25 protein-coding genes and 2 pseudogenes are annotated in these 26,258 nt (G+C 43.6%); 10 read left to right on the forward strand and 17 right to left on the reverse strand.

Annotated elements, in window-relative coordinates; genetic code table 11:
- The first annotated feature begins 117 nt into the window (after window positions 1-117).
- Genes djlA through yjjG form a run of 4 tightly spaced genes read left to right on the forward strand, consistent with a single transcriptional unit; the run spans window position 118 to window position 3,214 of the window.
- On the forward strand, window positions 118-969 hold the full coding sequence (gene djlA, locus HPC40_RS00170) for a co-chaperone DjlA (protein ID WP_208117456.1): 852 nt from the start codon (window positions 118-120) through the stop codon (window positions 967-969).
- Complete coding sequence (locus HPC40_RS00175; protein WP_208117457.1) at window positions 969-1,574, forward strand: DUF2238 domain-containing protein; 606 nt, start codon at window positions 969-971, stop codon at window positions 1,572-1,574. The genes djlA and HPC40_RS00175 overlap by 1 nt, the downstream gene beginning before the upstream one ends.
- Entirely contained in the window at window positions 1,555-2,535 is a 981-nt protein-coding gene (gene dusC, locus HPC40_RS00180; RefSeq protein ID WP_208117458.1) for a tRNA dihydrouridine(16) synthase DusC, read from the forward strand. Before HPC40_RS00175 ends, dusC begins: the two co-directional genes overlap by 20 nt.
- Entirely contained in the window at window positions 2,522-3,214 is a 693-nt protein-coding gene (gene yjjG / locus HPC40_RS00185; protein ID WP_235972244.1) for a pyrimidine 5'-nucleotidase, read from the forward strand. Before dusC ends, yjjG begins: the two co-directional genes overlap by 14 nt.
- Window positions 3,215-3,239: 25 nt before the next feature.
- Here yjjG and agaF read toward each other — a convergent pair whose 3' ends face one another.
- From agaF to HPC40_RS00265, 17 genes and pseudogenes are all read right to left on the reverse strand, one after another.
- Window positions 3,240-3,662: a PTS galactosamine/N-acetylgalactosamine transporter subunit IIA gene (gene agaF / locus HPC40_RS00190; protein ID WP_208117459.1), complete on the reverse strand. Its 423-nt coding sequence runs from the start codon at window positions 3,660-3,662 to the stop codon at window positions 3,240-3,242.
- Window positions 3,663-3,740: 78 nt separating this feature from the next.
- The gene (gene agaV / locus HPC40_RS00195; RefSeq protein ID WP_208117460.1) at window positions 3,741-4,217 is read right to left on the reverse strand and encodes a PTS N-acetylgalactosamine transporter subunit IIB; all 477 of its coding nucleotides are present in this window, start codon (window positions 4,215-4,217) and stop codon (window positions 3,741-3,743) included.
- 167 nt (window positions 4,218-4,384) lie between these two features.
- Complete coding sequence (gene hflX, locus HPC40_RS00200; RefSeq protein ID WP_208117461.1) at window positions 4,385-5,722, reverse strand: ribosome rescue GTPase HflX; 1,338 nt, start codon at window positions 5,720-5,722, stop codon at window positions 4,385-4,387.
- 14 nt (window positions 5,723-5,736) lie between these two features.
- Window positions 5,737-6,000 carry an RNA chaperone Hfq gene (hfq, locus tag HPC40_RS00205; RefSeq protein WP_208117462.1) on the reverse strand — a complete coding sequence of 88 codons (264 nt, stop codon included), beginning with the start codon at window positions 5,998-6,000 and terminating at the stop codon, window positions 5,737-5,739.
- Between the two features lie 109 nt (window positions 6,001-6,109).
- The gene (miaA, locus tag HPC40_RS00210) at window positions 6,110-7,063 is read right to left on the reverse strand and encodes a tRNA (adenosine(37)-N6)-dimethylallyltransferase MiaA (RefSeq protein ID WP_208117463.1); all 954 of its coding nucleotides are present in this window, start codon (window positions 7,061-7,063) and stop codon (window positions 6,110-6,112) included.
- Window positions 7,060-8,826, reverse strand: coding sequence for a DNA mismatch repair endonuclease MutL (gene mutL, locus HPC40_RS00215; RefSeq protein ID WP_208117464.1), 1,767 nt, complete (start codon window positions 8,824-8,826; stop codon window positions 7,060-7,062). Before mutL ends, miaA begins: the two co-directional genes overlap by 4 nt.
- Window positions 8,827-8,834: 8 nt before the next feature.
- Window positions 8,835-9,728 (reverse strand): annotated as a pseudogene (locus HPC40_RS09370) (N-acetylmuramoyl-L-alanine amidase); the annotation flags it as partial.
- A gap of 132 nt (window positions 9,729-9,860) precedes the next feature.
- A pseudogene (locus tag HPC40_RS09375) lies at window positions 9,861-10,214 on the reverse strand (AMIN domain-containing protein); the annotation flags it as partial.
- 36 nt (window positions 10,215-10,250) lie between these two features.
- Window positions 10,251-10,733, reverse strand: a complete 483-nt coding sequence (gene tsaE / locus HPC40_RS00225) for a tRNA (adenosine(37)-N6)-threonylcarbamoyltransferase complex ATPase subunit type 1 TsaE (RefSeq protein WP_208117466.1) — start codon at window positions 10,731-10,733, stop codon at window positions 10,251-10,253.
- Window positions 10,734-10,833: 100 nt separating this feature from the next.
- On the reverse strand, window positions 10,834-11,451 hold the full coding sequence (locus tag HPC40_RS00230) for a 2-dehydro-3-deoxy-6-phosphogalactonate aldolase (RefSeq protein ID WP_208117467.1): 618 nt from the start codon (window positions 11,449-11,451) through the stop codon (window positions 10,834-10,836).
- On the reverse strand, window positions 11,441-12,367 hold the full coding sequence (locus tag HPC40_RS00235; protein ID WP_208117468.1) for a 2-dehydro-3-deoxygalactonokinase: 927 nt from the start codon (window positions 12,365-12,367) through the stop codon (window positions 11,441-11,443). The genes HPC40_RS00230 and HPC40_RS00235 overlap by 11 nt, the downstream gene beginning before the upstream one ends.
- Window positions 12,367-13,266 carry an SMP-30/gluconolactonase/LRE family protein gene (locus tag HPC40_RS00240; RefSeq protein WP_208117469.1) on the reverse strand — a complete coding sequence of 300 codons (900 nt, stop codon included), beginning with the start codon at window positions 13,264-13,266 and terminating at the stop codon, window positions 12,367-12,369. The genes HPC40_RS00235 and HPC40_RS00240 overlap by 1 nt, the downstream gene beginning before the upstream one ends.
- A gap of 10 nt (window positions 13,267-13,276) precedes the next feature.
- Window positions 13,277-14,779 (reverse strand): tripartite tricarboxylate transporter permease, encoded by a 1,503-nt coding sequence (locus tag HPC40_RS00245; protein ID WP_208117470.1) that lies wholly within the window; start codon window positions 14,777-14,779, stop codon window positions 13,277-13,279.
- 20 nt (window positions 14,780-14,799) lie between these two features.
- Entirely contained in the window at window positions 14,800-15,285 is a 486-nt protein-coding gene (locus HPC40_RS00250) for a tripartite tricarboxylate transporter TctB family protein (RefSeq protein WP_208117471.1), read from the reverse strand.
- Between the two features lie 53 nt (window positions 15,286-15,338).
- Window positions 15,339-16,298 (reverse strand): Bug family tripartite tricarboxylate transporter substrate binding protein, encoded by a 960-nt coding sequence (locus tag HPC40_RS00255; protein WP_208117472.1) that lies wholly within the window; start codon window positions 16,296-16,298, stop codon window positions 15,339-15,341.
- Between the two features lie 35 nt (window positions 16,299-16,333).
- Window positions 16,334-17,110 (reverse strand): SDR family NAD(P)-dependent oxidoreductase, encoded by a 777-nt coding sequence (locus tag HPC40_RS00260; RefSeq protein WP_208117473.1) that lies wholly within the window; start codon window positions 17,108-17,110, stop codon window positions 16,334-16,336.
- A gap of 25 nt (window positions 17,111-17,135) precedes the next feature.
- The gene (locus tag HPC40_RS00265; protein ID WP_208117474.1) at window positions 17,136-17,867 is read right to left on the reverse strand and encodes an IclR family transcriptional regulator; all 732 of its coding nucleotides are present in this window, start codon (window positions 17,865-17,867) and stop codon (window positions 17,136-17,138) included.
- Between the two features lie 317 nt (window positions 17,868-18,184).
- On the opposite strand from HPC40_RS00265, the gene HPC40_RS00270 reads away from it, so the two are divergent.
- The 6 genes from HPC40_RS00270 to HPC40_RS00295 all read left to right on the forward strand — a co-directional run bounded on the left by HPC40_RS00270 (window position 18,185) and on the right by HPC40_RS00295 (window position 26,197).
- The gene (locus HPC40_RS00270; RefSeq protein ID WP_208117475.1) at window positions 18,185-19,873 is read left to right on the forward strand and encodes a class I SAM-dependent DNA methyltransferase; all 1,689 of its coding nucleotides are present in this window, start codon (window positions 18,185-18,187) and stop codon (window positions 19,871-19,873) included.
- A 15-nt stretch (window positions 19,874-19,888) separates the two neighbouring features.
- Window positions 19,889-21,217: a restriction endonuclease subunit S gene (locus tag HPC40_RS00275; RefSeq protein WP_208117476.1), complete on the forward strand. Its 1,329-nt coding sequence runs from the start codon at window positions 19,889-19,891 to the stop codon at window positions 21,215-21,217.
- The gene (locus tag HPC40_RS00280; protein WP_208117477.1) at window positions 21,214-21,627 is read left to right on the forward strand and encodes a hypothetical protein; all 414 of its coding nucleotides are present in this window, start codon (window positions 21,214-21,216) and stop codon (window positions 21,625-21,627) included. Before HPC40_RS00275 ends, HPC40_RS00280 begins: the two co-directional genes overlap by 4 nt.
- Before the next feature lie 2 nt (window positions 21,628-21,629).
- Window positions 21,630-22,175 (forward strand): TIR domain-containing protein, encoded by a 546-nt coding sequence (locus HPC40_RS00285; protein WP_235972245.1) that lies wholly within the window; start codon window positions 21,630-21,632, stop codon window positions 22,173-22,175.
- A gap of 154 nt (window positions 22,176-22,329) precedes the next feature.
- Window positions 22,330-25,473: a type I restriction endonuclease subunit R gene (locus HPC40_RS00290; RefSeq protein WP_208117478.1), complete on the forward strand. Its 3,144-nt coding sequence runs from the start codon at window positions 22,330-22,332 to the stop codon at window positions 25,471-25,473.
- Window positions 25,474-25,504: 31 nt separating this feature from the next.
- Window positions 25,505-26,197 (forward strand): hypothetical protein, encoded by a 693-nt coding sequence (locus tag HPC40_RS00295; RefSeq protein WP_208117479.1) that lies wholly within the window; start codon window positions 25,505-25,507, stop codon window positions 26,195-26,197.
- Window positions 26,198-26,258 lie beyond the last annotated feature (61 nt).

Consider the following 26,258-nt stretch of genomic DNA (forward strand, 5'->3'; position numbering starts at 1 on the left):
AATGTGTAGGTATAAGGCAGCGTTGGCTGCCTTTTTCTTTGGGCTTTAAACCGCACTTTTGTTATACTGTCAACACTTTTTATCGTTAGTATAAAGTGCGGTCAACAAGGAATCGAAATGAATTTTATCGGAAAAATTTTAGGCTTTATTCTAGGCTACCGTTACGGTGGTTTTTTTGGTGCCATTTTGGGTGTCATTTTAGGGCATATGGCTGACAAAAAACTCTATGAGTTGGGATCCGTTAGTTCGAGTATTTTTAGTCGAAAATTGACGCGCCAACAGCTATTTTTACAGACGACATTTGCGGTCATGGGACATTTGAGTAAATCTAAAGGGCGAGTGACGGAAGAAGACATTCAAATGGCGCAGGCATTGATGAATCGCCTTAATTTGGACAGCAATGGGCGCAAAATGGCACAAGAGGCGTTTAATCAGGGAAAACAAAGTGATTTTCCTGTACGTCAAGTCATCCGCGAGTTTCGTCAAAGTTGTGGGCAGCGACCTGATTTATTGCGGATGTTTCTGGATATTCAAATTCAGACCGCACTTTTAGATGGGCAACTTGAAACGGCAGAGCGTGAGTTGCTAGCGGTTATTGCCCAAGAACTCGGCTTGAGCCAAATGCAATTTGAGCAAATGATGGCGATGATTTTTGCAGCGCAAAACTTCACCAGTGGTGGTTATCAGCAACGTAGCCAAAACCAAGGGGGCTATGAATACCAAGAGCAAGGAGGGGCGAGTTACACCAGCCAAAGTAGCTTACATTCCGCTTATCAAGTTTTAGGGGTGAGTGAAAATGACGATAAAACCACCGTTAAGCGGGCTTACCGTAAATTAATGAATGAATATCATCCCGACAAATTGGTCGCCAAAGGGCTGCCGCCTGAAATGATGGAAATCGCTAAGGAAAAAGCACAGAAAATTCAAGCCGCTTACGATATGATTTGTAAAGCCAAAGGCTGGAAATAATGCGCTCGCTCACACCACATTATGTGCCCGCCCTGTTGTGTGGGCTTATTTCAATATTGTTGATTTGGTCTGCGATAGCACCTTATTCGCGCGCTGTGTGGTATGCTGAAGCGTTGCCGATTATTGGCGTCTTCGCACTATTGCTATTCACGTATCCCAAATTTCAATTTAGCCAAACTGCTTATGTTTTAATGAGTATCTGGCTTATCATGCATACGATCGGCGCACACTACACGTTTGAACGTGTTCCCTTTGCATGGGGTAATGCGATGTTAAGCCCGTGGTTAGGTGAGGGGCGCAATCATTTTGATCGTGTGGCGCATTTTGCGATCGGATTTTATGCTTATCCTGTGGCGGAAATTTTACTGCGTCATCGTGCGTGTAACCGCACGTTAGCGATGCTGTTTGGGCTCTTTTTTATTATGAGCTTGGCGGCAAGCTATGAACTGATCGAATGGCAATATGCGGTAATAGCAGGCGGTGATGAAGGGGTAGCATTTTTAGGCAGTCAAGGTGATGAATGGGACGCACAAAAAGATATGCTTGCCGACACACTGGGGGCTCTGACCGCACTTTGTCTTTTTTATGTTAAACACCATGCGTAACATCAAGTTGATTCTCGCGCCAATGCAGGGGGTGCTTGACCCCCTTATGCGAGATGTGCTAACTCGTGTGAATTGCTATGATTTATGCGTGTCGGAATTTGTTCGGGTGGTCGAACAACGCTTACCAGCGAAAGCCTTTTACCGCTTATGCCCAGAACTGAAAAATCAAGGCTATACCGCCTCAGGCACCCCCGTGCGTGTGCAATTATTGGGACAATCGCCACAGTATCTAGCGGAAAATGCCGCATTGGCAGTTAGGCTGGGCTCTCATGGCATCGATCTTAATTGTGGTTGCCCGTCGAAAACGGTTAATGGCAATTGTGGTGGTGCAAGTTTATTAAAAGATCCTGAATTGATTTATCGTGCCACACTTGCTATTCGGCAAGCACTTGGTGCATCGCACTGTGTTAGTGTTAAAGTGCGGTTAGGGTGGGATAGCAGTGCTTATGCGTTTGAGATTGCAGATGCTGTTGCATGTGGTGGCGCAGATGAAATTGCGGTACATGGACGTACGAAACGTGATGGCTATCGGGCAGAGAAAATTGATTGGGCAAAAATTGGCGAGATTCAGCAGCGGTTACGTATTCCCGTCATTGCCAATGGCGAAATTTGGAATCGTGAGGATGCTGTGCGTTGCCTTGAGATGACGGGCTCTTCCCACTTAATGGTAGCACGTGGTGCGTTGAATATGCCGAATTTAAGTTATGTGATCAAACACGGAGCACCGATGGCAACCTGGCATGAGGTGGTTTCGTTGCTGGTGAACTATATCGATCTTGAAAGCCCAAATACTACCGCACTTTATCATATCGCTCGCATTAAGCAGTGGTTGCATTATTTAAAAGTGCGGTATCACCAAGCCTATGACTTATTTGAGATGATTAAACCGATTATGGACAGCCAGCAACTTAAAAGTGCGGTGCAAACCTATGCGAGAGGAGAGAGAAATGGTGCGATATGATTGGGTATTTTTTGATGCCGATGAAACCCTGTTTTCGTTTGACGCGTTTCGTGGGCTGCAATTATTGCTCGCAGATTATGGTGTAGGTTTTAGTGCACAAGATTTTGCAGAATATCAGCAATTAAATAAGCCACTATGGGCACAATATAATCAAGGACAAATTAGCGCACAGCATTTGCAAACGGCACGTTTTGCCGATATTGCGTTGAAATTGCGTGTCAGTGCAGAGGAACTTAACCATCAATTTCTTTTGAAAATGGCGGAAATTTGTCAGCCATTGCCAAATGTGGTGATGATGTTAGAAACATTGCGTGCGTTGGGGTGCCAATTGGGCATTATTACGAATGGCTTCACAGCGTTACAGCAACTACGCCTTGAGCGTACAGGATTGGCACACCATTTTGCCTTTGTGGCGATTTCTGAGCAAGTTGGTGTGGCAAAACCGCAAGTTGAGATTTTTGATTATGCGTTGCAGTGTGCCAATAATCCACCTAAAAGTGCGGTTTTAATGGTGGGAGATAGCCTTGAAACAGATATTCAAGGGGCATTCAATGCAGGTGTGGCGAGCTGCTGGCTTAACGCTAAACGACTTGAATCTTCAACACTCACGCCAACATTTGAGATTCAGTCTATGGCGCAGCTCCCTGCGCTGATTATTCAAGGTAAAAGTGCGGTTTAACCGCACGTTTAAATGCTATTGTCGGTCAGGTTGTTTCGAGCTTACTTTTTTTCGACAATTCATCGCTGAGTTTGACAATGCCACGCATACCACTTTCAACTGCTAAATTGACCAGCTCAGGGAGTGATACATTGTCTTTTTCCATGGCACATTCAATGATCATTTGTAAATTTGTACCAGCGATAACATCAACGGAATCTAATTCGTGCGCAACTGTTGCCGCAGTGCGAAATGGCGTGCCGCCTAGAATATCACAGCAAAAAAGTACGTTGTTCTCTCGCCCCATATCGTTAAGTGCGGTTTCAATTTCTTCTTTGAGCTCCGCAGGACTTTTGCTTTCAGGAAAATTTAAAAAGACGATATTTTCTTGTGGACCAATAATTTGCTGCATTGCATACTGTAGCCCAGAACCGAACTCGCCATGTCCAAGTACAATCATATTAATCATGTTTGACTCCTTCAAAAATTATCGGCTGGCTTACCAGTCGATAGCGTGATGATAAAACACTTAAGAAACACTCTATACTCATTTTAGTAATTTAAATAGATCGTGAGCCTCTTCTGTTGGAACGCCTTGAACATAGCACTCCACACCTAACGCTTTAAGTCTGTTGAATGCTCGAATGTCTTCATGGTTGACAGAACCTGTTTTGTGAATGTGTTGTTTACCTTCTGTGAAGTGCATATTACCAACATTAATGCGTGTAATTGGCACACCACCTTCAATAAGTTGTAAGCAATCAGCAGGTGTTTGACATACTAATAGAATTTTTTGGCGATCAGCCGCTTTATGGATGTTATCAATGACGTTTTGTAGCGACCAAAAACGGACATCAATACCATCAGCGAGTACCATTTCCATTAAATTTTGTCGCATTTCATCTTCTGCAACTTCATCGTTGGCAACCAAGACCAAATTTGCACCAACAAAGTCAACCCATTGTATGCCAACTTGTCCGTGGATTAACCTTTCATCAATACGACATAGTACAATATTCGGCATAGCGTTCTCCTCTATGTACATTGCACCAAACGATTTTTTTGCTCAGCTTATCAATATGATTGTAAGCATTATGAAAACCTTTTGTATGGGGGTAAAGGAGCAATTGAGTGAAACAAGATATAGTTCACAAATTTTATATGAATGAAAGGATTAAACAAGAAAAGCAGTTATGAGTGCGTCAAAAAAGACATCAGTTCAGGATGGTGAGCGAGCAGTTGATTCCATTTCGTGCTATCAATTTGTACATTAAGCAAAAAATTGCCCATGTCGTCGATTTGTTCTCGTGTGACCGCATTTTGTTGGTATAGGGCATGTCTAAGTTTCCCCGCAGATACTGGCAAACTGAGCTCAAGAGTTAAAATCGTATTTTTCAAATGTGCTTGAATGGCATCAAGTAAGAGATCTAGCCCAAGATGTTGTTGTGCTGAAATATAAACCGCACTTGGCTTTCCTTGCGCATCAAATTCCATATGCGGCTGCACGTTTTCGCACTGATCAATTTTGTTAAATACCAATAACTGCGGAATATCATCGGCTCCAATTTCTTCTAAAACAGTGTGCACAGCATCAATATTTTCTTCGCGTCGCTCATCACTGGCATCAAGCACATGTAATAGCAATGTGGCTTGTGTTGTTTCCTGCAAAGTGGATTTAAATGCTTCGACCAAATCATGGGGAAGATGACGAATAAAACCGACGGTATCGGCTAAAATGGTGGTGCCGACCTGTGCGATCTCCAACTTGCGTAAGGTGGGATCAAGGGTCGCGAAGAGTTGATCTGCGGCATATACCTCAGCCGTAGTTAAGGCATTAAATAGGGTTGACTTTCCCGCATTGGTGTAGCCAACAATGGAAACGGTAGGAATTTCTGCTTTTTGTCGCGTGCGACGATTTAAATGGCGTTGTGCACTGACTTTTGCAAGTTTTGCTTGTAATTGACTCAACCGCACTTTAATCAAGCGACGATCCGTTTCAAGCTGGGTTTCTCCCGGGCCTCTTAGCCCCACACCACCTTTTTGCCGCTCAAGGTGGGTCCAGCCTCGCACAAGACGAGTAGAGATGTGTTTGAGCTGGGCGAGTTCAACTTGAAGTTTGCCTTCGTGCGAGCGTGCACGCAGGGCGAAAATATCTAAAATGAGGGTGGTGCGATCAATAACGCGACAGCCACATAACTGCTCAAGGTTGCGGTTTTGTGCCGCACTTAGTGTGTGATTGACTAACACTACATCAGCTGCGTGCGTTTTGACGGCGGCGGCAATTTCTTCCGCTTTGCCTAATCCGACAAAATATTTCGCTTGTGGCGTGGAGCGGCTCGTTGTGAGAATATCAACGACATCAACACCAGCAGAATTTGCAAGCAGGCGGCATTCTTCAATATTTTCGACATCTTTTTGCTGTGAAAAAAATACATGCACGAGAATGGCTTTCTCATGTTCACGTACTCCTTTCGCCGCACTGACAGTAATATCGAAGGTAGGATTGACCCTGTTATCCACTTCAGGCATTAAGTACGGTAGCCTTAGTTATTTTCAACGCTGTCGTTGTTTGATGCTTGATTTGCATTGCCACTGTGATGTGAAATAGCACGCGCGGGTACAACTGTTGAAATTGCGTGTTTATACACCATTTGGCTAACGGTGTTTTTCAGCAAAATTACGAACTGGTCAAATGATTCAATTTGCCCTTGTAATTTGATGCCATTAACTAAATAAATTGAAACAGGAATGCGCTCACGACGAAGTGAGTTCAAATAAGGATCTTGTAAGGATTGTCCTTTTGCCATAATGAATTCCTTAATTGTTATAGGTTACATTCAAAAATAACATAATGATGTGAGAAATAACGAAAATAAGTCTCCACGCTCAATATAGCAACTTTCTTGACAAAAGTCATTAGGAAAGCGTGGGTAAATTATCACTTTGTGTTAGTTTTTGCAAAACAGAGTTTTTATTTTGCTCAGGTTGTAGGCTATCAAGCCATGTTATAGGATGTTTCCAGCCACGCAACCACGTGATTTGACGTTTCGCCAATTGACGCGTGGCACAGATTCCGCGATAGCGCATCTCGTCCCAGTCATAATCACCTTGCAGATATTCCCACATTTGGCGGTAGCCTACACAGCGCATTGATGGTAAGTTTAAATGCAGATCACCGCGTTGATATAATAACCGCACTTCTTGCTCAAAACCTGATGAGAGCATAAGATCAAAGCGATGCTCAATACGTTGATGTAAAATATCACGCTGTGTGGGGGCGATGGCAAATTGCACGACAGTATAGGGCAGGCTGCTATCCACAGTTTGTGAGAGTTCGGTTAAACTTTTGCCTGAAATATAATACACCTCCAACGCGCGGTTGATCCGCTGTGGATCGTTAGGGTGAATGCGTGCGGCAGACACAGGATCGACTTTTGCCAGTTCTTGATGTAAGTATGCCCAACCATGTGTTTGTGCCAGATGTTCAATCTTTGATCGCACTTTGCTATCTGCCGCAGGTAACGGCGAAAGCCCTTCTAATAGGGCCCGAAAATAGAGCATCGTGCCACCCACGAGTAAAGGAATTTTACCCTGTGCGGTGATGTTTGCCATCTCGCGTAGAGCATCAGCACGGAAATCCGCCGCGGAATAGCTTTCGCTCGGATCTTTAATATCAATTAAGCGGTGCGGTGCAAGTGCGAGCTCATCAGCATTGGGTTTGGCAGTACCAATATCCATACCGCGATAAATCAGGGCTGAGTCAACGCTAATGAGTTCAAAAGGCAAATGTGCACGCAAACGAATGGCGAGATCGGTTTTGCCTGAGGCAGTGGGTCCCATTAAAAACACGGCAAGGGGTTTTTGGCTCATGGCGCATCCTGAAATTGACTGAGATCTAGAGGCATTAAAAGTGCGGTTAAGGCAGCGGCATCATAACGTTCCACACAGTTTAATGCTTGGCTTGCATCAGCAAGTGATGTCATTTTGTGCGAAATAGGGCGGCATAAGGCCTGTAGCATATCTGCTTGTGTCGTATGTTTTGCTGTCAATGCACTTAACATACAGGCTTGTAGATTATGTGTGCGTAATGGGTTAGGGACAGCCGTTATCGTCAAGCGATGGGAGTTCCCTTGTGAATATACACTAACCTCAAAACCAAGTGCGGTGAAAAATGGCTCTTGTGCGTGCCAATGAGTCAATTGCTGGTTATCTAATCTCAAGACCAGCGGAATAAGCAATGCATGGCGTTCAACATTATGTTGTAAATCCAATCTAAATGCACAGGCACCGAGTGCAGTGGCTTGGCATACAAACACGTGTCGTTGGCGTTGAAGCAACAATAACTGGCTATCACTTAACAGCGTTAATAAGCGTAAATGGCTCGACGCTACTGAAACCGCACTTTTCGGCTCAGGTGTAGTTACAGGCTCTGTTTCAACCGCACATTGTAGTTTGGGTGCATACTGCTCTTGGGGTTCTTGCACCATTGGGGTTGATAGTAATTGCTGATAAAGTGCACGCTCTTGCAAGCTAACACCTCGCTGAGTGTTAGGGCGGTATGTGCGTGGAGTAAAACTATTTTCGCCTGCAGCTGCTCGATTTGGCGTAGCGGTAGGCGCATTCAACGGTAATTGTTCTGCTTGATTTAGTGCCTCTTTCACTCCTTGATAGATAAAATCGTGCACCAACCGCACTTGATGAAACCGCACTTCGTGTTTTGCTGGATGCACGTTGACATCAACTAAACGTGGATCGAGATCCAAAAACAGCACAAAAGCGGGGTAGAGTTGCGAATCAAGGTGCTCACCGTAAGCTTGGCGAATAGCGTGTAAAATGGTTTTATCACGCATCATACGACCATTGACGTAACTATAATTGAGATCATTTTGGCTACGTAAAAATTGGGTATCCGCCACCCAACCATATAAGTGCATATCATTATGTTGCCAGTTGATTTCAAGTGCATGCTGTACAAATTCCGCCCCACAGATTTGACTTAACCGTTTACGTTTTTGTGCTTCGCTTTGTGCTTTCGGGTATTGACGGATCGTTTTACCATTATGGCTTAAGGTAAAACTCGTGTTGTTTTTTACTAATGCAATGCGACGGATGACCTCATCAATATGGCTAAATTCTGTTTTTTCGGTGCGCATAAATTTGCGCCGTGCAGGGGTATTGTAAAATAGGCTCGCTACCTCAACGGTGCTCCCCACAGGATGGGCGGCAGGCTTGATTGTGGCAAGCATATCTCGCCCTTCCACATATACTTGCCATGCGGCACTTTGCTCGGCAGTGCGAGAGGTAAGGGTGAGACGAGAAACGGAGCTGATACTCGCCAGTGCTTCACCACGAAAACCAAAACTCAAGATATGTTCAAGATCATCTAAATTGCTGATCTTACTGGTTGCGTGGCGAGCCAGCGCAAGAGCAAGTTCATCTTTCGCAATGCCCACGCCATTGTCGCGAACACGAATTAATTGTGCACCGCCTTGTTCGATGTCGATTTGAATATCCGTTGCGCCAGCATCAAGGCTATTTTCGACTAATTCTTTGACCACGGAAGCGGGGCGTTCCACCACTTCACCTGCGGCGATTTGATTTGTGAGTTGAGGGGGAAGGATTTGAATCGGCATGATTATTTCAACTTAATTTTTTGCCCAACACGCACATTATCGTCTTTTAAGCCATTTAAACGACGCAATTCACGCAATTTGATATTGTATTTAATTGAGATTAGCCCCAGACTTTCACCAGATTGCACGATATGCACACTTGGCAGTTCAGCACTGCTGGCATTTTGAGATTTATTGGGTGCGCTAACCGCACTTTTATAATTTGCCGCCTCACCGCTATTATTATAGTAATCAATTAAACCTTGATAAATGGCATTGGCAATTTTGCGACGGTGTGCGGTTGTGGAAAGCAGTTGCTCTTCACGGGCATTGGATAAAAAGCCGGTTTCCACCAGCACAGAAGGAATGTCAGGCGAACGCAACACGCCAAGGCTTGCGTGTTGTGGACGATTTTTGCTTAAACTGGCCACCCGTCCAATGCGACGTAAAATTGACTGCCCGAGTTGATAACCCGCCCGTTGCGAATGCCCAAATTGCAAGTCTAACACAGTTTGGTTTAAGTATTTTTCATCATGGGAAGCAAGCACATTGCCCGCACCACCGAGTAATTCTGATTGTTTTTCGTGATCCTCTAGCCAACGACCCATTTCACTATTTGCCCGTTTATTCGACAGAACCCACACTGACGCACCTTGGAAGCTGGCAGACATATTGGAATCGGCATGAATGGAAATCAAGTAATTGGCTTTATTTTTACGTGCTATTTCTGAGCGTTCTGGAACAGAAATGTAGTAATCTCCTCGGCGAGTTAACACACTACGAAAACGAGGATCCGCATCAAGCATTGCCTTTAATTCTTTTGCAATTTGTAGCGTAACATTCTTTTCTCGCACGCCTGAGTTTGCCCCAATTGCACCAGGATCTTTGCCGCCATGTCCTGCATCAATGGCAATGGTAAGCACACTGGAACGGCGAACGGGCGGTGTAGGTGGTGTTACAGTCTTGTTTCGGTTGGCTTGCTTTGACGGCGGGGAGACCGCACTTTTGTTTTTTGTATTTTTGGCATTGCCTGATTTCGGCACACTCACAGTGATAGTTTTGCCGTTTTGGGCAAATTTGACCGCACTTTGGTTTTCTAATTCCAGCACAACACGCAGTGTCGTACTACGAGGAGACTGGCTGGTTCGTACCTTTTTCACAGCCCCCTTGCCGTTGAGCGGCAACAAGGCTTTATTTTCCAACTGGCTATGTTGAAAATCAATCACTAAGCGTTCAGGCTTGTGCAGGTTGAAATAGCTGTATTTGCTTGGCAATGAAAAAGAAAACCGCACTTCAGTGTTCGTGTTATTTTCCACGACTTTAACGCCGTTTAACGTGCCAGCAACCGCAGAGGCACAAAACAGAAAAAACAGCGCAATCGCACTATAAACGCGTGCAAATTTCCCCATAATCGCCAAGTCCCTTTTCTTGATATTTAAAACTGCTTATTGTGCGAAAATTTGCGCTAATTGGCAAATAATTTGTGCTCCCAGCGGATTTTGTGGGGTAAAGGTTAGCCTACGCCCTTGTGTTTGATAGGCAATATCTAACGTTACATCAGGCGAAGGGATGAAGCCCAGCCCTTTCTGTGCCCACTCAATTAAGCACAGGGCGTGTTGTTGGGCATAATCACGAATGCCCATAAATTCCAATTCTTCAGGATCAGCAAGGCGATATAAGTCAAAATGAAACACGCTCAGTGGTGAAAGCGGATATTCTTCGACTAACGTATAAGTTGGACTTTTGACATTGCCTTTATGCCCAAGAGCCTGCACAACACCACGGCTAAATGTGGTTTTGCCTGCCCCTAGATTGCCATTTAAATAAACACAAAGTGCGGTATTTTGCGTGCCGATAACTTGAGCAAATGCTCGCGCGACATTTAAAAGTGCGGTTTCGTCTGCACAATCAATTTTCCAAGGTTGCATAGTTTTCCTTATGTGCTGGGGTTGATGAACGGATAGCACAGTTTGCTATAAGTCCGTTATCTTAGAGCGGTTATCGGCACAATACAACCAGGTTTATGTGTTATAGCGATTTAATCAAGCTTGTTGCTTTATGCTTGATAACCTCTAGCGAATCGCCAGCCGTAAAAATATTCCCGCCAATCCCTAGCCCAGCAGCGCCATTACGCATAAACATTTTACTATTTTCAGTGTTCACACCGCCCACAGGGATAAGTTTTGTCTCTTTAGGAAAAACACTTTTCCATGCCCTAATGACCTGCGGTGTGATCATTTCTGATGGAAAAAGTTTTAAGCCATCGGCGCCGTATTTTAATGCAGTAAATCCTTCTGACGGTGTCATGACACCCGGTAGCCAAATCATGCCGAGTTGTTTTGCTTTTAGCCCCACATCGGTATCAAGATTGGGCGCTATAACGATTTCTGCACTGATCTCTTTTAATGTTATGACATCATTAACGTTTAATACAGTACCCGCACCAATAAGCGCGTTATTTTGGAAATGATGTCTTAATAAAGCAATGCTTTCAAATGGAGAAGGGGAGTTTAATGGCACTTCAATAATTCTGATGCCCACTTGATATAGTATATTCGCAACATCAATACATTCTTCAGGTGTGATTCCACGTAATATGGCAATAATAGGACATTCTTGAATATAAAGGTCAAATTTATTTTTCATAAGATAGCTCCTGATCGTGTTTAAATATTGCGAGTGTGCCTTGAATAACTGTATTTTCAGGCACGATTTTCACTGTAAAGCCTAAATGTTGTAGGGCGTTAGAATAGGCTTGTGGGAGTTTGCCATTTCCCATTATCCATATTATGTCGTGTTTATAATCCGATGCACCGATTTCAGAACCAATTAGAATTCCACTTAAAAAACTTAATGAACATTCTGGTGGTAAATCGCCACACAGCACATTCGTTCTGGCAAGAAATATATGATTTAATAATTCACCGCTATGTTTAGAATGAAAGCCCTTTTCTACACCTTTTTTAAACCAAATTGAATAACTATCAACCTCACCTTTAAATGCCCCGAGAATAGTAGATTGGCGCAGGGCATAAAACATCTCACCTGTTAGGAATGTTTTAAAGTCAACTAATTTTCCATTTTTTATGGTAGCAACTTTAGAATGCGTTCCAGTAATAATCATTGAAGCGTCTGTTAGGTTTAATGCGTTGATCGCACCCACAATTTCTGTCTCCTCCCCCCGAATAACATCTGCATCGTCCCCGATTTTATAAACGCCAGGGATTAAAATGATATTGGCATTATGTGAGTTAGGAATAGAAAGAATATTCGCTGCTAATGTGCTGGCATCACAAGGTAATGTAATATATGGGATTTCATGCCAGCCATTTTTTGAACCAATCATGCCTGACATAACGATGGGAAGTGTATCGGAATACCCCTGTAAATGTGTTATGTGTTTAAATAGAACTTTCTCAAAGTGCGGTGCGGCGTTAAGAATACCGTCATTGGTTGAGATACAATCAATAATCTTGCCTTCGTAACTGATTGTTCTAGCTCTAAAAGAGGATGTTCCCCAGTCAATTGCGATAAGATAAGGTTTAGGTAATGTAGTCTGCATTATAGCACCTCTTTAAATCTGGTTTCAGGAATGCCTTGATAATGTGTATCTATAAGAAGCACCTTACCAGCATAAGGATCATTTAATAGATCATGCTCACCACGACATAGTGATGTGATAAATAGTGTCTTGTAATCCCGACCTCCAAACATACACATTGTTGGTTTTTTCATTGGCGTTTTGATTATTTTATCGATTTTCCCTTGTGGTGTGATGCGGAGAATGAGGCCCTCATCTAAACAGCAACTCCAATAGCATCCGTCAACATCCACTGTTGCACCATCTGGACGACCTAAACTGTTATCTTTAAATGTAATATAAGGTGTTATGTCGGTTATTACACCATCATCAATATCATAGCGACATTGAAATATTTTTCGATCTTGTGAGTCGGTTTCAGAAAAATAGAATAACTCACCATCAGGACTAAATGCAGAGCCATTTGGAATGATATAGTGAGATGAATGAATTTGTTTTAAGTGATACTCTTCTGATGATTGTTTTAATGAAAACCAATTTCCCCATGATTTTCTTTCACGAATATCAGCATTCATTGTTGAGACAATAAATCGTCCTTGTCTATCACACTTGCCATCTGCAAATTTGATTCCCTGATGAGGGTGATGAACTGAAAGGACATCCGTCATATTTTCTTTATTTACAGTAAATATAGTATCTTGAGCGGCAACAAGGAGATTTCCATTTTGTTGTAACACCATGCTGCCTAGTTTTTGTTTTGTCTCAATTTCTGTATACAAGTGCGTTTGAGGGCTGTAACTATAAATTTTTCCAGCTTGATCTAGCCAGTACCATATTTGAAGGGCTTCATCCCAGCATGGTGATTCTCCAACATGATTTCTTATAGGAATGGGAATGATATTATCGATACTGATATTCATATGTTATCCTCTATTTCGTCAAATTCGTATTAAATATCGCTTTAAAGATTAATTTGATTATTGGAAATAAAATGGTAAGCATTGCAATAGAAAAAAGCGTTAATGTAATTGGTCGGGTATATAAAAACTCAATGCTTCCATTATGTAATGCTAGTGCTCGTCTGAAATTTGATTCGGCCATTGGTCCCATAATCATTGCTAAGACAATAGGCGATACAGGAAAATCACGCATACGTAAAACATATCCCAAAATGCCAGCGGTTAACATAATACTAATATCAAAAACAGAGTTGTTGATCGCAAATGTCCCGACTAAACATAGACAAAGAATAATTGGAATTAAATAAGATTTTGGCATGGATAACACTTTTACCAAATATTTTAATGTAGATAATCCAATAACCAGTAAAGCAACATAGCAAATGAGCATTCCTGCAAAAAGTGTGAATACCATAGTGCTATGTTCTTTAAATAATAAAGGACCAGGTTGCAAACCCTGTAGTGTTAATGCACCAAGCATAACGGCTGTAACGGCATCACCAGGAATACCTAAACTTAACATGGGTAGCATCGCACCCCCAGTACAACCATTGGAACCTGCTTCTGCAGCAGCGACACCTTCAATACGCCCTGTTCCAAAGTGTTCTTTGTGTTTAGAAAAACGTTTTGCTTCGTTATAAGACACAAAAGCAGCAATATCAGCTCCTGCACCAGGCACAGAACCAATACAACTACCAATAAATCCAGAGCGAATCATCAGTAGCATTTGCTCTTTGATTTCTTTTAATTTAGGGATCACGCTTGGAATTTGAATATGATTACGCTCCACTTTATTCGGCTCAGATATAGATTTAAATGCTTCAGATCCAGCAAATAGTCCAATCATTACAGGGATAAACGGAATAATCATCAGCTCTTGATTGCCAAAAGTAAAACGTGGATATCCCGTCATAGGATCAAGCCCAATAGTAGCAATCAGCAATCCAATAAACCCTGTAATTAGCCCTTTTAAGATAGATTTTCCCGAAATACTGATAATAATGCTAAGGCCAAATACGGCCAGTGCAAAATTTTCAGGAGCCGAGAATTCTAAGGCGAACTTTGCGAGTAATGGCGCGAGAAAGACTAACATTAATACACTAACAATTCCCCCAATAACCGACCCGATAGTCGCAAAGCCAAGAGCTAATCCCGCTTTACCTTTTCTTGTTAATTGATAGCCATCAAGTGCGGTTGCCGCAGCAGCAGGAGTGCCAGGGATATTTAATAAAACCGCCGTAATAGAGCCACCATAAATACCACCAAAAAAGACACCACTAATCATCAATAATGCAGAAACAGAATCCATGCCGAAAGTAAATGGCAATAATATGGCCACGCCCATTGTTGCCGTTAGTCCAGGCAAGACCCCTAACACTAGCCCAATACAAACACCAATTAGCCCTAAACATATTGCCATTGGTTGTGAGAATAGGCTGTAAAAACCATGGAGTAAGAGTTCTAAATTATCCATTTTAAGATTCTCCTCAATACTTACTCAAATAAGATGCCAATAGGTAAAGGCACATTGAGTAATAATTGAAAAACAATATAAATTAAGAGAATTAAACCAGTTGAAGATAAAATAATCTTTGTTTTGCTTCTTACGCCTAATAAAATCATTAACGAGCAAGAAAATAAGAAAGCAGAAATATAAAATCCAACAATGGAGATTAAATAAATCGTGATAATATTGAGTAAAATAGCAATAATTGTTCTTCTACTATTAAGTGGCAGTGAGCTGATTGCAAATGACTCGGCTTTTTTAAATAATGAAGTGAAGATGCCTATAAGGCAAAGTATAGCTAATGCAGTTGCAAAAAAGATTGGAAATCTTGCGGCACCAATATCATTGGCCATTGTAAAATCAGGGAATGTATTTGCATGATAGATTGCAAATATTGCGACGAATAATAAAAAAAGATATATGGATAAGAGAATATAATCTTTTTTATACGCTTTATGGTTCTCATTTGACATAATAAACCTCAGTTTGAAAGGGATAGGTGCTAAAAACTAGCACCTAAATTTCATTATTTTGTCATGCCTAACTTCGTCATAATGTCATGAAAAAACGCATTATCTTTTTCAATAACTTTTTCAAATTCTTCTGAATTTAAATAAGCAGGTGTTAGATTCATTTTTTCAAGAGATTGGTTAAACTCATCATTTTGGCTAACTTTAAATGCAACTTCACTGAGTTTATTGACAACATCATCCGGTGTTTTTTTCGGAACAACAATTCCTCGCCAAGTCGCAATTGAGAGATCAACACCCAATTCTTTTAAGGTTGGCACATCAGGGAATTTTTCCGAACGTTTATCCGCCATAATAGCAAGAATACGGATGGTATTATTTTGTACATGTGTAATCACTTCCGCTGGGCTGACTGTAACAGCTTCAATGTGTCCACCTAAAAGTGCGGTAACAGCAGGATTTGCACCGCCGTATGGAATATGCGTGAATTTTGCGCCTGTTTTATCGCTTAATGCTTCGGCTGCAATATGCCAAATTGCCCCTGTTCCAGAGTTACCGATACGAATTTTGTCAGGATTATGCTTAGCGTAATCAATAAATTCTTGGAATGAATTCCATTGTGAATCCGCTTTAACGGAAATGGCGGAAGGTTCTGCGTTTAATCTCGCAATAGGTTTTACATCAGAAGCTTTCCAATTCACTAACCCTAAGTTAGGGAGCATGGTTAATTCAACCGTACCTGTCCCAATTTTATATCCATTTGGGCGAGCCATCACAATTTCTGTTAAGCCCACGGCACCACCGCCACCCGCTTTATTAACAACGCCCATATTGTGCGGTAAATATTTGTTGGCGGCATCAACAAAAGCTCTTGTGACAAGATCTGTACCGCCCCCAGCAGAATAAGGCACAATAACCTCAATATTTCGAGTTGGATAGTCAGCAGCTAACGTTACTGTTGGCGCAATGAGACAAGAAAGCCCCATAATGCCGAGTAGATGTGCAAATTTCTTCATAAAATCTCCTTGTTAGTCATCAAGTTAAGCTAGAACTAAGGCATGTATTGCCCACCGTTTACATTAATAATTTGTCCTGTAATATAGCCAGCGGCTGAATGTGAGGCTAAAAATGCAAATGCTGGAGCCATTTCTTCCGCATTACCAAAACGCCCTAATGGAATGGTTTTATTAATTGCTTCACGTGTGGCTTGATCTTTGTCGGCATGAAAATCTGTATCCACCGTACCAGGCGATACAACGTTAAAACGAATGCCATCTTTTGCGTATGCCATAGCCCATGATTTGGTAATCGTATGAATCCACCCTTTTGATGCGGCATATAACGATGCACCAGGGCCGCCGCCCATATAGGCAGCAAATGAGCCAACATTAATCACGGAACTGGTCCAATTGGCTTGTTTGGCTGATGCTTGTAAATAAGGCAGGGCGTATTTGGTCATATATTGGGCTGAAATAACATTAAGATCAAAAACCTGCTCAATAAACTCTTGGTCAATATCAGGGATTTGTTTTCGCCCGACTAAGCCACCGACGTTATTAACCAGAATATCAATGCCGCCGTGTTCTTCAACAAACGCAGTAACAAGCTTTTGACAGTCGGCTTCTTGGCTTAAATCAACGCAATAATAAGAGGCTTTGCCACCTAATTGGGTAATGTCATTTAACAATGCGTCGAGATCCTTAGGTGGGCGTCTGGACGTAATCGCAACTGTTGCCCCTAATGTTGCAAATAATTTTGCCACAGCCAGCCCAATGCCAGCAGAGGAGCCTGTAACAATCACTTTCTTATTGGCTAAATCGCTTAACATAGTTTCTCCTTAACGTCATGGTTCATTATGAGGACAAATGTTCAATCTCATTTGAAATGGCTTGAGATGTTTGCTTTAACGTATCAACTAGGCGATACATTCGTTCTTCAGGCATATAAACACTGATACTGGCAACAGAAATTGCCGCAATAATATGCCCATATTTATTTCGAATAGGCACCGCAACACAACGGAGAATTTCACAGTTATCCTCAAGATCAAAACTAAAATCACCGTCACGGTATGTTTGCATACGTGCTTTCAAACTGTCCCACTTCTCAGAAGCTGCGTACTGTGTAATAAGGCGATGCGTTTCAGTCATAGGCAAATCCAACATCAATGCTTTTCCAATGCCTGTAATGGCTAAGGGAAGCCGATCACCGATTCTGGATCGCATTTCAATTTGGCGTGAGCCTGAAATTTTGTCTAAATAAAAAATATAATCCCCTTCACGAATGCCTAAATGCACAGTGTCTTGCGTGCTTCTGGCTAATTTTTCTAAATAAGGGTGCGCAATGGCTTTTAACGGCATTTGCTCCTGTGCGATAATACCTAAACGGATAATGCCCGTGCCCAGCACATACCCAATGCCTGCAACTTGTCGAATATAATGTTTTGTCTCCAGTGATTTTAAGGTTCTATGCACAGTTGTTTTGGGCATATTCAACGCTTTTTGAATATCCGTTAGAGTGCGATGCCCCACCGAAATTGCCTCTAGCACATCAATGCTTTTTAAAATACTTTTTGTTTCATTCATATCTCAATCCTTGTGTTGAGGGTACTTTATCGAATTATTAACGCGATTTATGTGATGAATCTCAAAGTTTCATATTGTAAAACAACAATTCCTTATTGCGGAATTTTTAATAAAACGCAAACGTTTAGCTAAGTAAACAGGAAACGGATGAACTCATGACCAACCGCACTTTAGGCGTATTGATTGAAAGGTGAGAGGTTTGGGATTATTATAGTAAAGAACATGTCATCGATGATCTGTGCGTATTGTCTAATAAAAGTGCGGTTAGTCATTGATTTTAAAGATATTTATTGACTTTTAGGTGCGGAGTGAGTATAATGCCAACAGCCAACGCTCAACTAGCGTCTGCGGAACAACAAGCCTTTCTCAACGACCTTGACACACGGCTGTGGAAAGCCGCCGACAAGCTCCGCCAGCAGCTCGACGCCGCCAATTATAAACACATCGTTCTCGGCTACATTTTCTTAAAATACATCTCCGACAGCTTCACCGCCTTTCAAGCCGAGCTGAAAGCGCAGCTGCAAAACCCCAAAAGCGACTACTACCTCGACCCCGCCGACTACCCGAGCGACTACTTTGAAGCGCTTCAAACCGAGCTGGAAACCCGTGATTACTACACCGCCGCACACATCTTCTGGGTGCCGCCTGCCGCGCGCTGGGAAAACATCAACAACGCCGCACACCTCAACATCGGCGACCCCTTGCCGTGGGACGACACCCAAACATTCAAAGGTGTGGCGAATTTAATCGACAACGCCTTCGCTGCCATCGAACGGGAAAACGCACCACTCAAAGGCATTATCCAACGCATTTCAGGCTACCAAGTGAGCGAGCCCACGCTGATCGGGCTGATAGACCTCTTTTCCGACACCAACTTCACCAAGCCCACCCACGACGGCAAACCCATCAACCTTGCCGCCAAAGACATCTTAGGGCACGTATACGAATACTTTCTCGGACAATTTGCGCTGGCCGAAGGCAAAAAGGGCGGGCAATATTTCACCCCAAAATCCATTGTTAGCCTGATTGTCGAAATGCTCCAGCCCTTTACAGGGCGGATTTACGACCCCGCCATGGGCTCAGGCGGCTTTTTCGTGCAAACCGAACGCTTTATTCACGCCCACCAAGGCAACATCGACAACGTCACCATCTACGGGCAAGAATACAACCCCACCACCTGGAAACTCGCCGCCATGAACATGGCGATTCGCGGCATCGCCTTCGACTTCGGCAAAAGCAACGCCGACAGCTTCACCAACCCACAACACATCGACGCCAAAATGGACGTCATCATGGCAAACCCGCCGTTCAACATGAGCGACTGGTGGAGCGAAAACCTCGCAAACGACCCCCGCTGGGCATACGGCATCCCCCCACAAGGCAACGCCAACTTCGCCTGGTTGCAACACATGCTTTACCACCTCAACCCCACGGGGCGTATGGCATTATTGCTCGCCAACGGCTCCATGAGCAGCCAAAGCGGCGGCGAAGGCAGCATCCGCCAAAAACTCATCGAAGCCGACCTTGTCGAATGCATGGTCGCTTTGCCGGGGCAACTGTTCATCAACACCCAAATCCCCGCCTGCATCTGGATTTTAAACAAAGCGAAACGGCAAAAAGGGCAAGTGCTCTTTCTCGACGCGCGCCAAATCGGCTACATGAAAGACCGCACTTTGCGCGACTTCACGCCAGACGACATCGCCCACCTTGCCGACACCTACCACGCTTGGCAACGCGGCAAGGGCTATGAAAACCAAGCAGGCTTTTGTTACGCCGCCACGCTGGAGGAAATCCAAGCCAACGACTTCGTCCTCACCCCCGACCGCTACGTGGGCAGTGCAGAGGTGGAAGACGACGGCATCCCTTTTGCCGACAAAATGCGCGAGCTGACCGCACTTTTAAACCAGCAATTCAGCCAAGGGCAGCAGCTCGAAGCCCAAATCCGCCACAACCTCGCTGTTTTTTCAGGCAGCCTTAATGATTCAGACGGCATTGATGCCGTCTGAAAGGGGGAATAAATAATGAGTGAATGGCAAGTAAAGAAATTGGGTGAAGTGGCTTCATTAATTTCTGAAAAAATAGACGTTTCAGGTATTACCAGAGAACAATATATTTCCACAGATAATATGTTGCCTAATTTAGGTGGGATTGAACTGATTGATAAATTGCCCGAAGCTAATCGTTGCAATTATTTTCAAAAAAATGATGTTCTTTTTTCTAACATAAGGACTTATTTTAAAAAAGTTTGGAAAGCCGAGTTTTCAGGTGGCTGCTCGGCTGATGTATTAGTTTTTAGGACTAACGATACATCAATTTTGTTAAATGATTATCTCTATTTAATTCTTTGTTCTGATGATTTTATTCAGTTCACCGTTGCTTCATCTAATGGTGCGAAAATGCCAAGAGGCGATAAAAAAGCGATTATGAATTATGAGTGTTTAATTCCGCCACTATCAGAACAAGAGAAATTATCGAAAGAATACTTATCATTTGATAAAAAAATCCAACTAAACACCGAAACGAACCGCACATTAGAGCAAATCGCACAGGCAATCTTTAAACACTGGTTTATCGACTTCGCCCCCGTGCGTGCTAAGGCACAAGCCCGTGCGCAAGGCAAAAGTGCGGTTGACATCGAACACGCCGCGATGATGAGCCTGAGCGGCAAAACCGCCGATGAACTCGCCGCACTGGCGACCGACAACCCCACCGCCTACACCGACCTGCAAACCCTCGCCGCCGCCTTCCCCGACGAGCTCACCACCACCGAGCACGGCGACGTGCCGAAGGGGTGGGAGGTTGTGCCGTTAATTGAACTTTTCACCTTTATTGGTGGTGCTCAACCGCCGAAGTCAGAACATATTTATGAAGAAAAAGAAGGTTATGTGCGTTTTGTGCAAAATAGGGACTACGCCAATGAAAATCACAAAACATTTATCCCTATTTCCAAGAAAAATAAGCTATGCAATGAAAAAGATATTTTAATGGATAAATATGGAGAGGCAGGCAAAGTGCGGTTTGGTATTGGAGGTGCATATAATGTTGCACTCGCCAAAATTGAGCCGAAACAGCCTGAATTGCTTGAATATTTGCGTTGGCATTTTATGCAAAAATCAACACAAGGCTATTTGTCTGCTGCATCTATGGCATCAACTCGCAGCTCGTTAAATTCCAAAACATTCACAGGAATGATGATTTGCATCCCACCTGAAGCAATTTTATCTGAATTTAACCGAATTTCTACGGATTATATTGATTTTTCATTACATGTGAAAAAAGAAAACGCATCACTTGAAAATACAAGAGATGTTTTATTGCCTACACTACTGAATGGGGAAATTGAATTATGAAAGATAAAACAGAGATAATTCATAAAGAAATAGACTTATTGCAAGCCTGCATAACTCGTATGGCAAATAATTCATTTTTGATTAAAGGTTGGGCGATCACACTTGTTTCCTTAATTTTAACTATAAACAATAATCATTCGAAATTTAATTGGTTTGTTATCATACCAGTCCTTGCTTTTTGGTATTTAGATGCATTTTTCTTAAAATCAGAAAGGTTATATAGAAAACAATATGATTGGGTAATTGTAAACAGAGAAAATACAAATGAAAATTTATATGAGCTTAATCCTTCAAAATTTCAAGGTAATGGAGATATTTGGAAAATAATAATATCAAAAAGCCTTTTGATATTTTATGGAATGCTAATTGTGTTAAGTCTATTTCTTTCTTATTGTATTTTAGGAGATTGATTATGAGACGAGTATTTTTTAGTTTCCATTATGAAAATGATAACTGGCGAGTTCAAACCATCAAAAATATAGGCGTTGTTAATAATCAGATTCCTGTTTACTCTAATGAATGGGAAAAGGTTCGTCTAAAAAGAGACAACGAGATCAAAAAATGGATTGACGAGAATATAAAGGGTTGCTCTTGTCTTGTGGTTCTAATTGGCGAAGAAACCGCTAGCAGAAAATGGGTTCTCTATGAAATTGAACAAGCCTGGAATAATGGAAAAGGAGTTTTGGGAATCTATATTCATAATTTAGAAGATAAAAATGGAAACACTTCAGTAAGAGGTAGCAATCCTTTTGAATCATTTGAATTATCTCAAAATTTATTGAGTTTAAATATTCCTGTTCATTGTTATAACCCGCTTATTTATACTGGAACTTTAACAAATGAAAAGAAAAAAGTGAGCCAAAGATGGTATGAACAAATTAAAGAGAATTTAGTGGGCTGGGTTGAGGAAGCTATTAAATATAGAAATACTTACAATTATATGATTACAAGAAGATAAATAAAACAGAGAAATATATGGAAAAATTACAATATATATACAGAATAATTAAGCCTCATTATTGATGAAATATCAAAACATATTGAAGTAGCAACGTAGTGGGCTTTAGCCCACCCTACGCGGAAATAATGAAAAACAACAAACAGGATCCCCAATGCGAATAAACGAAGCCACCATCGAACAGCACGCCATCAAGCAATTTGAGCAGCTCGGCTGGCGTTATGTCAACGGCAAAAGCATTCTGGCGGGGCGGGCGAATCCGTGGCGGGAGACCACGGCGGAGGTGGTGTTGCTGCCGCTTTTAAAAACCGCACTTTTGCGCATCAATCCGTGGCTGCCTGAAATGGTGGCGGACGAGGCAATCAAAACCGTTACCCGCCCTGATATTCAATCGCTTTCGGTGCGCAATCGCACGTTTTATGATTGGCTGAAACACGGCGTGGCGGTGAGCTTTGTTGAAAACGGCGAGGAAAAACACGAGTTTGCGCGGCTGGTGGACTTTCAGACGGCATCGAATAATGATTTTCACATTGTCAATCAGCTTGAAATCACGGGAAAAAAGGGCAGGCGTATTCCTGATGTGATTGCCTTTGTCAATGGTTTGCCGCTGGCGGTGTTTGAGCTGAAAAATCCGCTCGATGAGAAAGCCGATTTGCGCCGTGCGTTCAAGCAGTTGCAAACCTATCAAGACGAGATGGCGGAGCTGTTTGTGTTTAATCAGGCGTGCGTGGTATCAGACGGCACGGCTGCGCTGATTGGCTCGCTCACTGCGCCGTTTGAGCGGTTCACGCCGTGGCGGGTGGTGGACGAGAAAAACCAAAGCCAGCGGATTGAATTTGCCGATGAACTTTCGGGCGTGATTGCGGGGCTGTTTAGGCCGTCTGAATGGTTGGATTATGTGCAAAATTTCATCACCTTTGAGAGCAATGAGAAAAGTGCGGTGGTGAAAAAAATTGCGGCGTATCATCAGTTTTACGGCGTGAATGAGGCGGTGGAATGCACCATTGCGGCGCATGCGGAAAACAGCCGCCGCATTGGGGTGATGTGGCACACGCAGGGCTCGGGCAAGTCGCTGTCGATGTTGTTTTATGCGGGCAAATTGCTCGCCCAGCGCGAATTGCAAAACCCGACCATTGTGGTGGTTACCGATCGCAACGACCTCGACGGGCAGCTGTTCGCCACGTTTTGTGCTGGCAAGGCGTTGTTGCGCACCGAACCCGTGCAGGCGGACGGGCGGGAGGCTTTGCGTGCGGAGCTGGCTCGGCGGGAAAGCGGCGGGGTGATTTTCACCACCATTCAAAAATTCGGGCTGGCAGAGGGCGAAAGCCGTTTTCCTGTGCTCAATACGCGGCACAATATCATTGTGATCAGCGACGAGGCGCACCGCTCGCAATATGGCTTCAACCAGCATATCAACCACAAGGGCGAATACCGTGTGGGCTATGCCAAGCATTTGCGTGATGCGCTGCCGCAGGCGTCGTTTATCGGTTTCACAGGCACGCCGATTGCGCTGGACGACCGCGACACGCAGGAAGTGTTCGGGCGGTATGTGTCGATTTACGATATTCACGATGCGGTGGAAGACGGCGCAACCGTGCCGATTATCTATGAAGCACGGCAAATTAGCCTTAGCCAAAGTGCGGAATTTGACGAAATCGTACGCCAAGCACAGGACATTGTGGACGAAGACGAAAACAGCGAGCGTTTTAGCCTTGCCGAACAGCTGATGGGGGCGGACGTTCGCATTCGCCAGCTGGCAAAGGATATTGTGGCGCACTTTGCTGAGCGAACCGCACTTTTCGACGGCAAGGCGATGGTGGTGGTGATGAGCCGCCGCATTGCGGTGAAATTGTATAATGAAATCATCACGCTACAACCCGACTGGCACAGCGACGATGTGCATCAAGGCCGTCTGAAAATCATGATGACAGGTTCAGCCAGCGACGATGAGGCGATGCGTCAGCATGTTTACACCAAACCAGAAAAACAAACCATTGAAAAACGCTTTAAAGACCCCGACGACAGCTTGCGGATGGTGATTGTGTGCGATATGTGGCTCACAGGCTTTGATGCGCCGTGCTGCCATACTATGTATCTCGACAAGCCGATGAAAGGGCACAATCTGATGCAGGCGATTGCACGGGTGAACCGTGTGTTTGCCAACAAAAGCCGTGAAAATGGCGGGCTGATTGTCGATTATGTGGGGCTGACCGATGCCTTGCGCGAAGCCACGCAAACCTACACCAATGCAGGCGGTGAGAGTACGCTCAAAACCGACGTGGAAGCGGTGTTTGCCAAAATGCAGGAATATCTCGGCATTATCCGAGGGCAACTCGCCACGCCTGTGGACGGCAAGACAATCGACGTTCAGGCAGCCTTAAAGCTGACCGAGCCTAACGAACTGCTCGCTGCCATTCGCCGTGCCGCCTCGCATATTTTGGCGTTGGACAGAATCAATCCAAACACGGACGGCACGCCACGCAAAAATGCGTTTTTAGATGCCATACGTAAAGCTAAAAAAGGCTTTTCACTGTGCGGCATGCGCCCCGAAAGTGAGCAATACAAGCAAGAATTGGCGTTTTACGATGCGGTGCGTGCCACCATTGTCAAGGCCTCGCAACACCACAGCCCAAACCGCCCGAAAGAGCGGCAACTGCAACTAGTACAACTGCTCAACCAAGCCGTGCATTCAGACGGCGTCGTCGATTTATTCGAGCTGTTGGAACAAGAACGCCCCGACGTGCGCCTGCTCTCGGACGATTTTCTCGGGCTGGTGAAACGTTCCGACAGCCCCGATTTGTGGGCATTGGCCTTGGAAAGCTACCTCAAAAGCGAAATCAACAGCAAAGCAGCACAAAATCTGGCGGTGAAAAAATCCTTTGAAGACAAGCTCAAAGAGGCGATGAACCGCTACCACAACCACAACCTCACCGTGTTGGAAATCATCGAAGAGCTGGTGGCAATGGCGAAAGCCGTACAAGCCGAGCTGGCACGTGGCAACGAATTGGGGCTCAATGCCTCAGAGCTGGCGTTTTACGATGCGCTGGCCCGCAATGAAAGTGCGGTCAGGGAAATGGGCGACGTGGCACTGATCCGCCTGGCGCAAGAAATCACCGCCCAACTGCGCAAATCCGTAACGCTTGATTGGCAATATAAAGACGCCGTACGCGCCAGAATGCGCCTTCTTGTGCGGCGGCTTTTGCGCAAATACAAATACCCGCCCGATATGCAAGACGAGGCGGTGGAGTTTGTGCTGCAACAAGCCGAGAGCGTGGCAGAGGGGTTACCAATTAGATAAACTATTACATGACTTGGAGCAAGGGGCTGAGTTGATTGATGCCAGTCATGCCAAATTTGTCTTTGATGATGCTTTATTTATGTACCAAAGAGCCTGTACATTAGCTAACCCTATCGACCCCAAACTTAAACACAAACTCATCGGTGTTCAGAGAAAACCCAAATCAGCACACCCTTTAATAGCTCCCACACCCTTACATTATCATCAAGAAACAGCATTGGTTTCCTTATGTTTTGACAACATCAAAAAACTTTGCCAAACAGAACAAGGCATTCAAGAGATGGAGCGTTTTGTGGCACTTTTTTATAACAAGGTGAGTAGCAATAAATCACAGATTCGCTTTCGTTTTAAACACAAAGATGAATGCTTGTTTTATTTAAAGGTTGCCATAGCCATCCTGCCAAGCAAATATTGGCGTATCAACATCTGTCAGTTAAATACACCCAAACAATTGGGTAATGAAAGTATTTACCCAGAGTGCAACCATGATGCCACACAAAAACTCACCAAAAGACTTTTAAAAGATCTAAAAAAATTTGAGGGGCAGGTTACCCACAAAGCTGATTATAATGGTTATGCTATTAGTGTTATCAGACCCAATGCCAACGGCAAACCCACCATTGACGAGCCTGCGTCTGCCATCATGAAATATGTATGTCATTTGTTGCTTGTGTATGGATTTGGCTGGGGAATGGCAAGCAACGAAGATAGTCTAGGTCTATAAAACATGTCATAAATATTGAGATGTTAAGATTTCACATTTGCAACCAAAATCAAATTATCCT

It is taken from the genome of Spirabiliibacterium falconis (assembly GCF_014885015.1).
Classification (GTDB): domain Bacteria; phylum Pseudomonadota; class Gammaproteobacteria; order Enterobacterales; family Pasteurellaceae; genus Spirabiliibacterium; species Spirabiliibacterium falconis.

Excerpts from the sequence above, each read along its gene's own strand:
- HPC40_RS00280 (WP_208117477.1), top strand. The coding sequence starts at position 21,214 with ATGAAAGATAAAACAGAGATAATTCATAAAGAAATAGACTTATTGCAA.
- dusC (WP_208117458.1), top strand. The coding sequence starts at position 1,555 with ATGTTAAACACCATGCGTAACATCAAGTTGATTCTCGCGCCAATGCAG.
- hfq (WP_208117462.1), bottom strand. The coding sequence starts at position 6,000 with ATGGCAAAAGGACAATCCTTACAAGATCCTTATTTGAACTCACTTCGT.
- djlA (WP_208117456.1), top strand. The coding sequence starts at position 118 with ATGAATTTTATCGGAAAAATTTTAGGCTTTATTCTAGGCTACCGTTAC.
- tsaE (WP_208117466.1), bottom strand. The coding sequence starts at position 10,733 with ATGCAACCTTGGAAAATTGATTGTGCAGACGAAACCGCACTTTTAAAT.
- hflX (WP_208117461.1), bottom strand. The coding sequence starts at position 5,722 with ATGCCTGAAGTGGATAACAGGGTCAATCCTACCTTCGATATTACTGTC.
- HPC40_RS00260 (WP_208117473.1), bottom strand. The coding sequence starts at position 17,110 with ATGTTAAGCGATTTAGCCAATAAGAAAGTGATTGTTACAGGCTCCTCT.
- HPC40_RS00250 (WP_208117471.1), bottom strand. The coding sequence starts at position 15,285 with ATGTCAAATGAGAACCATAAAGCGTATAAAAAAGATTATATTCTCTTA.
- HPC40_RS00265 (WP_208117474.1), bottom strand. The coding sequence starts at position 17,867 with ATGAATGAAACAAAAAGTATTTTAAAAAGCATTGATGTGCTAGAGGCA.
- HPC40_RS00275 (WP_208117476.1), top strand. The coding sequence starts at position 19,889 with ATGAGTGAATGGCAAGTAAAGAAATTGGGTGAAGTGGCTTCATTAATT.
- yjjG (WP_235972244.1), top strand. The coding sequence starts at position 2,522 with ATGGTGCGATATGATTGGGTATTTTTTGATGCCGATGAAACCCTGTTT.
- HPC40_RS00240 (WP_208117469.1), bottom strand. The coding sequence starts at position 13,266 with ATGAATATCAGTATCGATAATATCATTCCCATTCCTATAAGAAATCAT.
- mutL (WP_208117464.1), bottom strand. The coding sequence starts at position 8,826 with ATGCCGATTCAAATCCTTCCCCCTCAACTCACAAATCAAATCGCCGCA.
- agaV (WP_208117460.1), bottom strand. The coding sequence starts at position 4,217 with ATGCCGAATATTGTACTATGTCGTATTGATGAAAGGTTAATCCACGGA.
- HPC40_RS00175 (WP_208117457.1), top strand. The coding sequence starts at position 969 with ATGCGCTCGCTCACACCACATTATGTGCCCGCCCTGTTGTGTGGGCTT.
- miaA (WP_208117463.1), bottom strand. The coding sequence starts at position 7,063 with ATGAGCCAAAAACCCCTTGCCGTGTTTTTAATGGGACCCACTGCCTCA.
- HPC40_RS00270 (WP_208117475.1), top strand. The coding sequence starts at position 18,185 with ATGCCAACAGCCAACGCTCAACTAGCGTCTGCGGAACAACAAGCCTTT.
- HPC40_RS00290 (WP_208117478.1), top strand. The coding sequence starts at position 22,330 with ATGCGAATAAACGAAGCCACCATCGAACAGCACGCCATCAAGCAATTT.
- agaF (WP_208117459.1), bottom strand. The coding sequence starts at position 3,662 with ATGATTAATATGATTGTACTTGGACATGGCGAGTTCGGTTCTGGGCTA.
- HPC40_RS00230 (WP_208117467.1), bottom strand. The coding sequence starts at position 11,451 with ATGAAAAATAAATTTGACCTTTATATTCAAGAATGTCCTATTATTGCC.
- HPC40_RS00255 (WP_208117472.1), bottom strand. The coding sequence starts at position 16,298 with ATGAAGAAATTTGCACATCTACTCGGCATTATGGGGCTTTCTTGTCTC.
- HPC40_RS00245 (WP_208117470.1), bottom strand. The coding sequence starts at position 14,779 with ATGGATAATTTAGAACTCTTACTCCATGGTTTTTACAGCCTATTCTCA.
- HPC40_RS00285 (WP_235972245.1), top strand. The coding sequence starts at position 21,630 with ATGAGACGAGTATTTTTTAGTTTCCATTATGAAAATGATAACTGGCGA.
- HPC40_RS00235 (WP_208117468.1), bottom strand. The coding sequence starts at position 12,367 with ATGCAGACTACATTACCTAAACCTTATCTTATCGCAATTGACTGGGGA.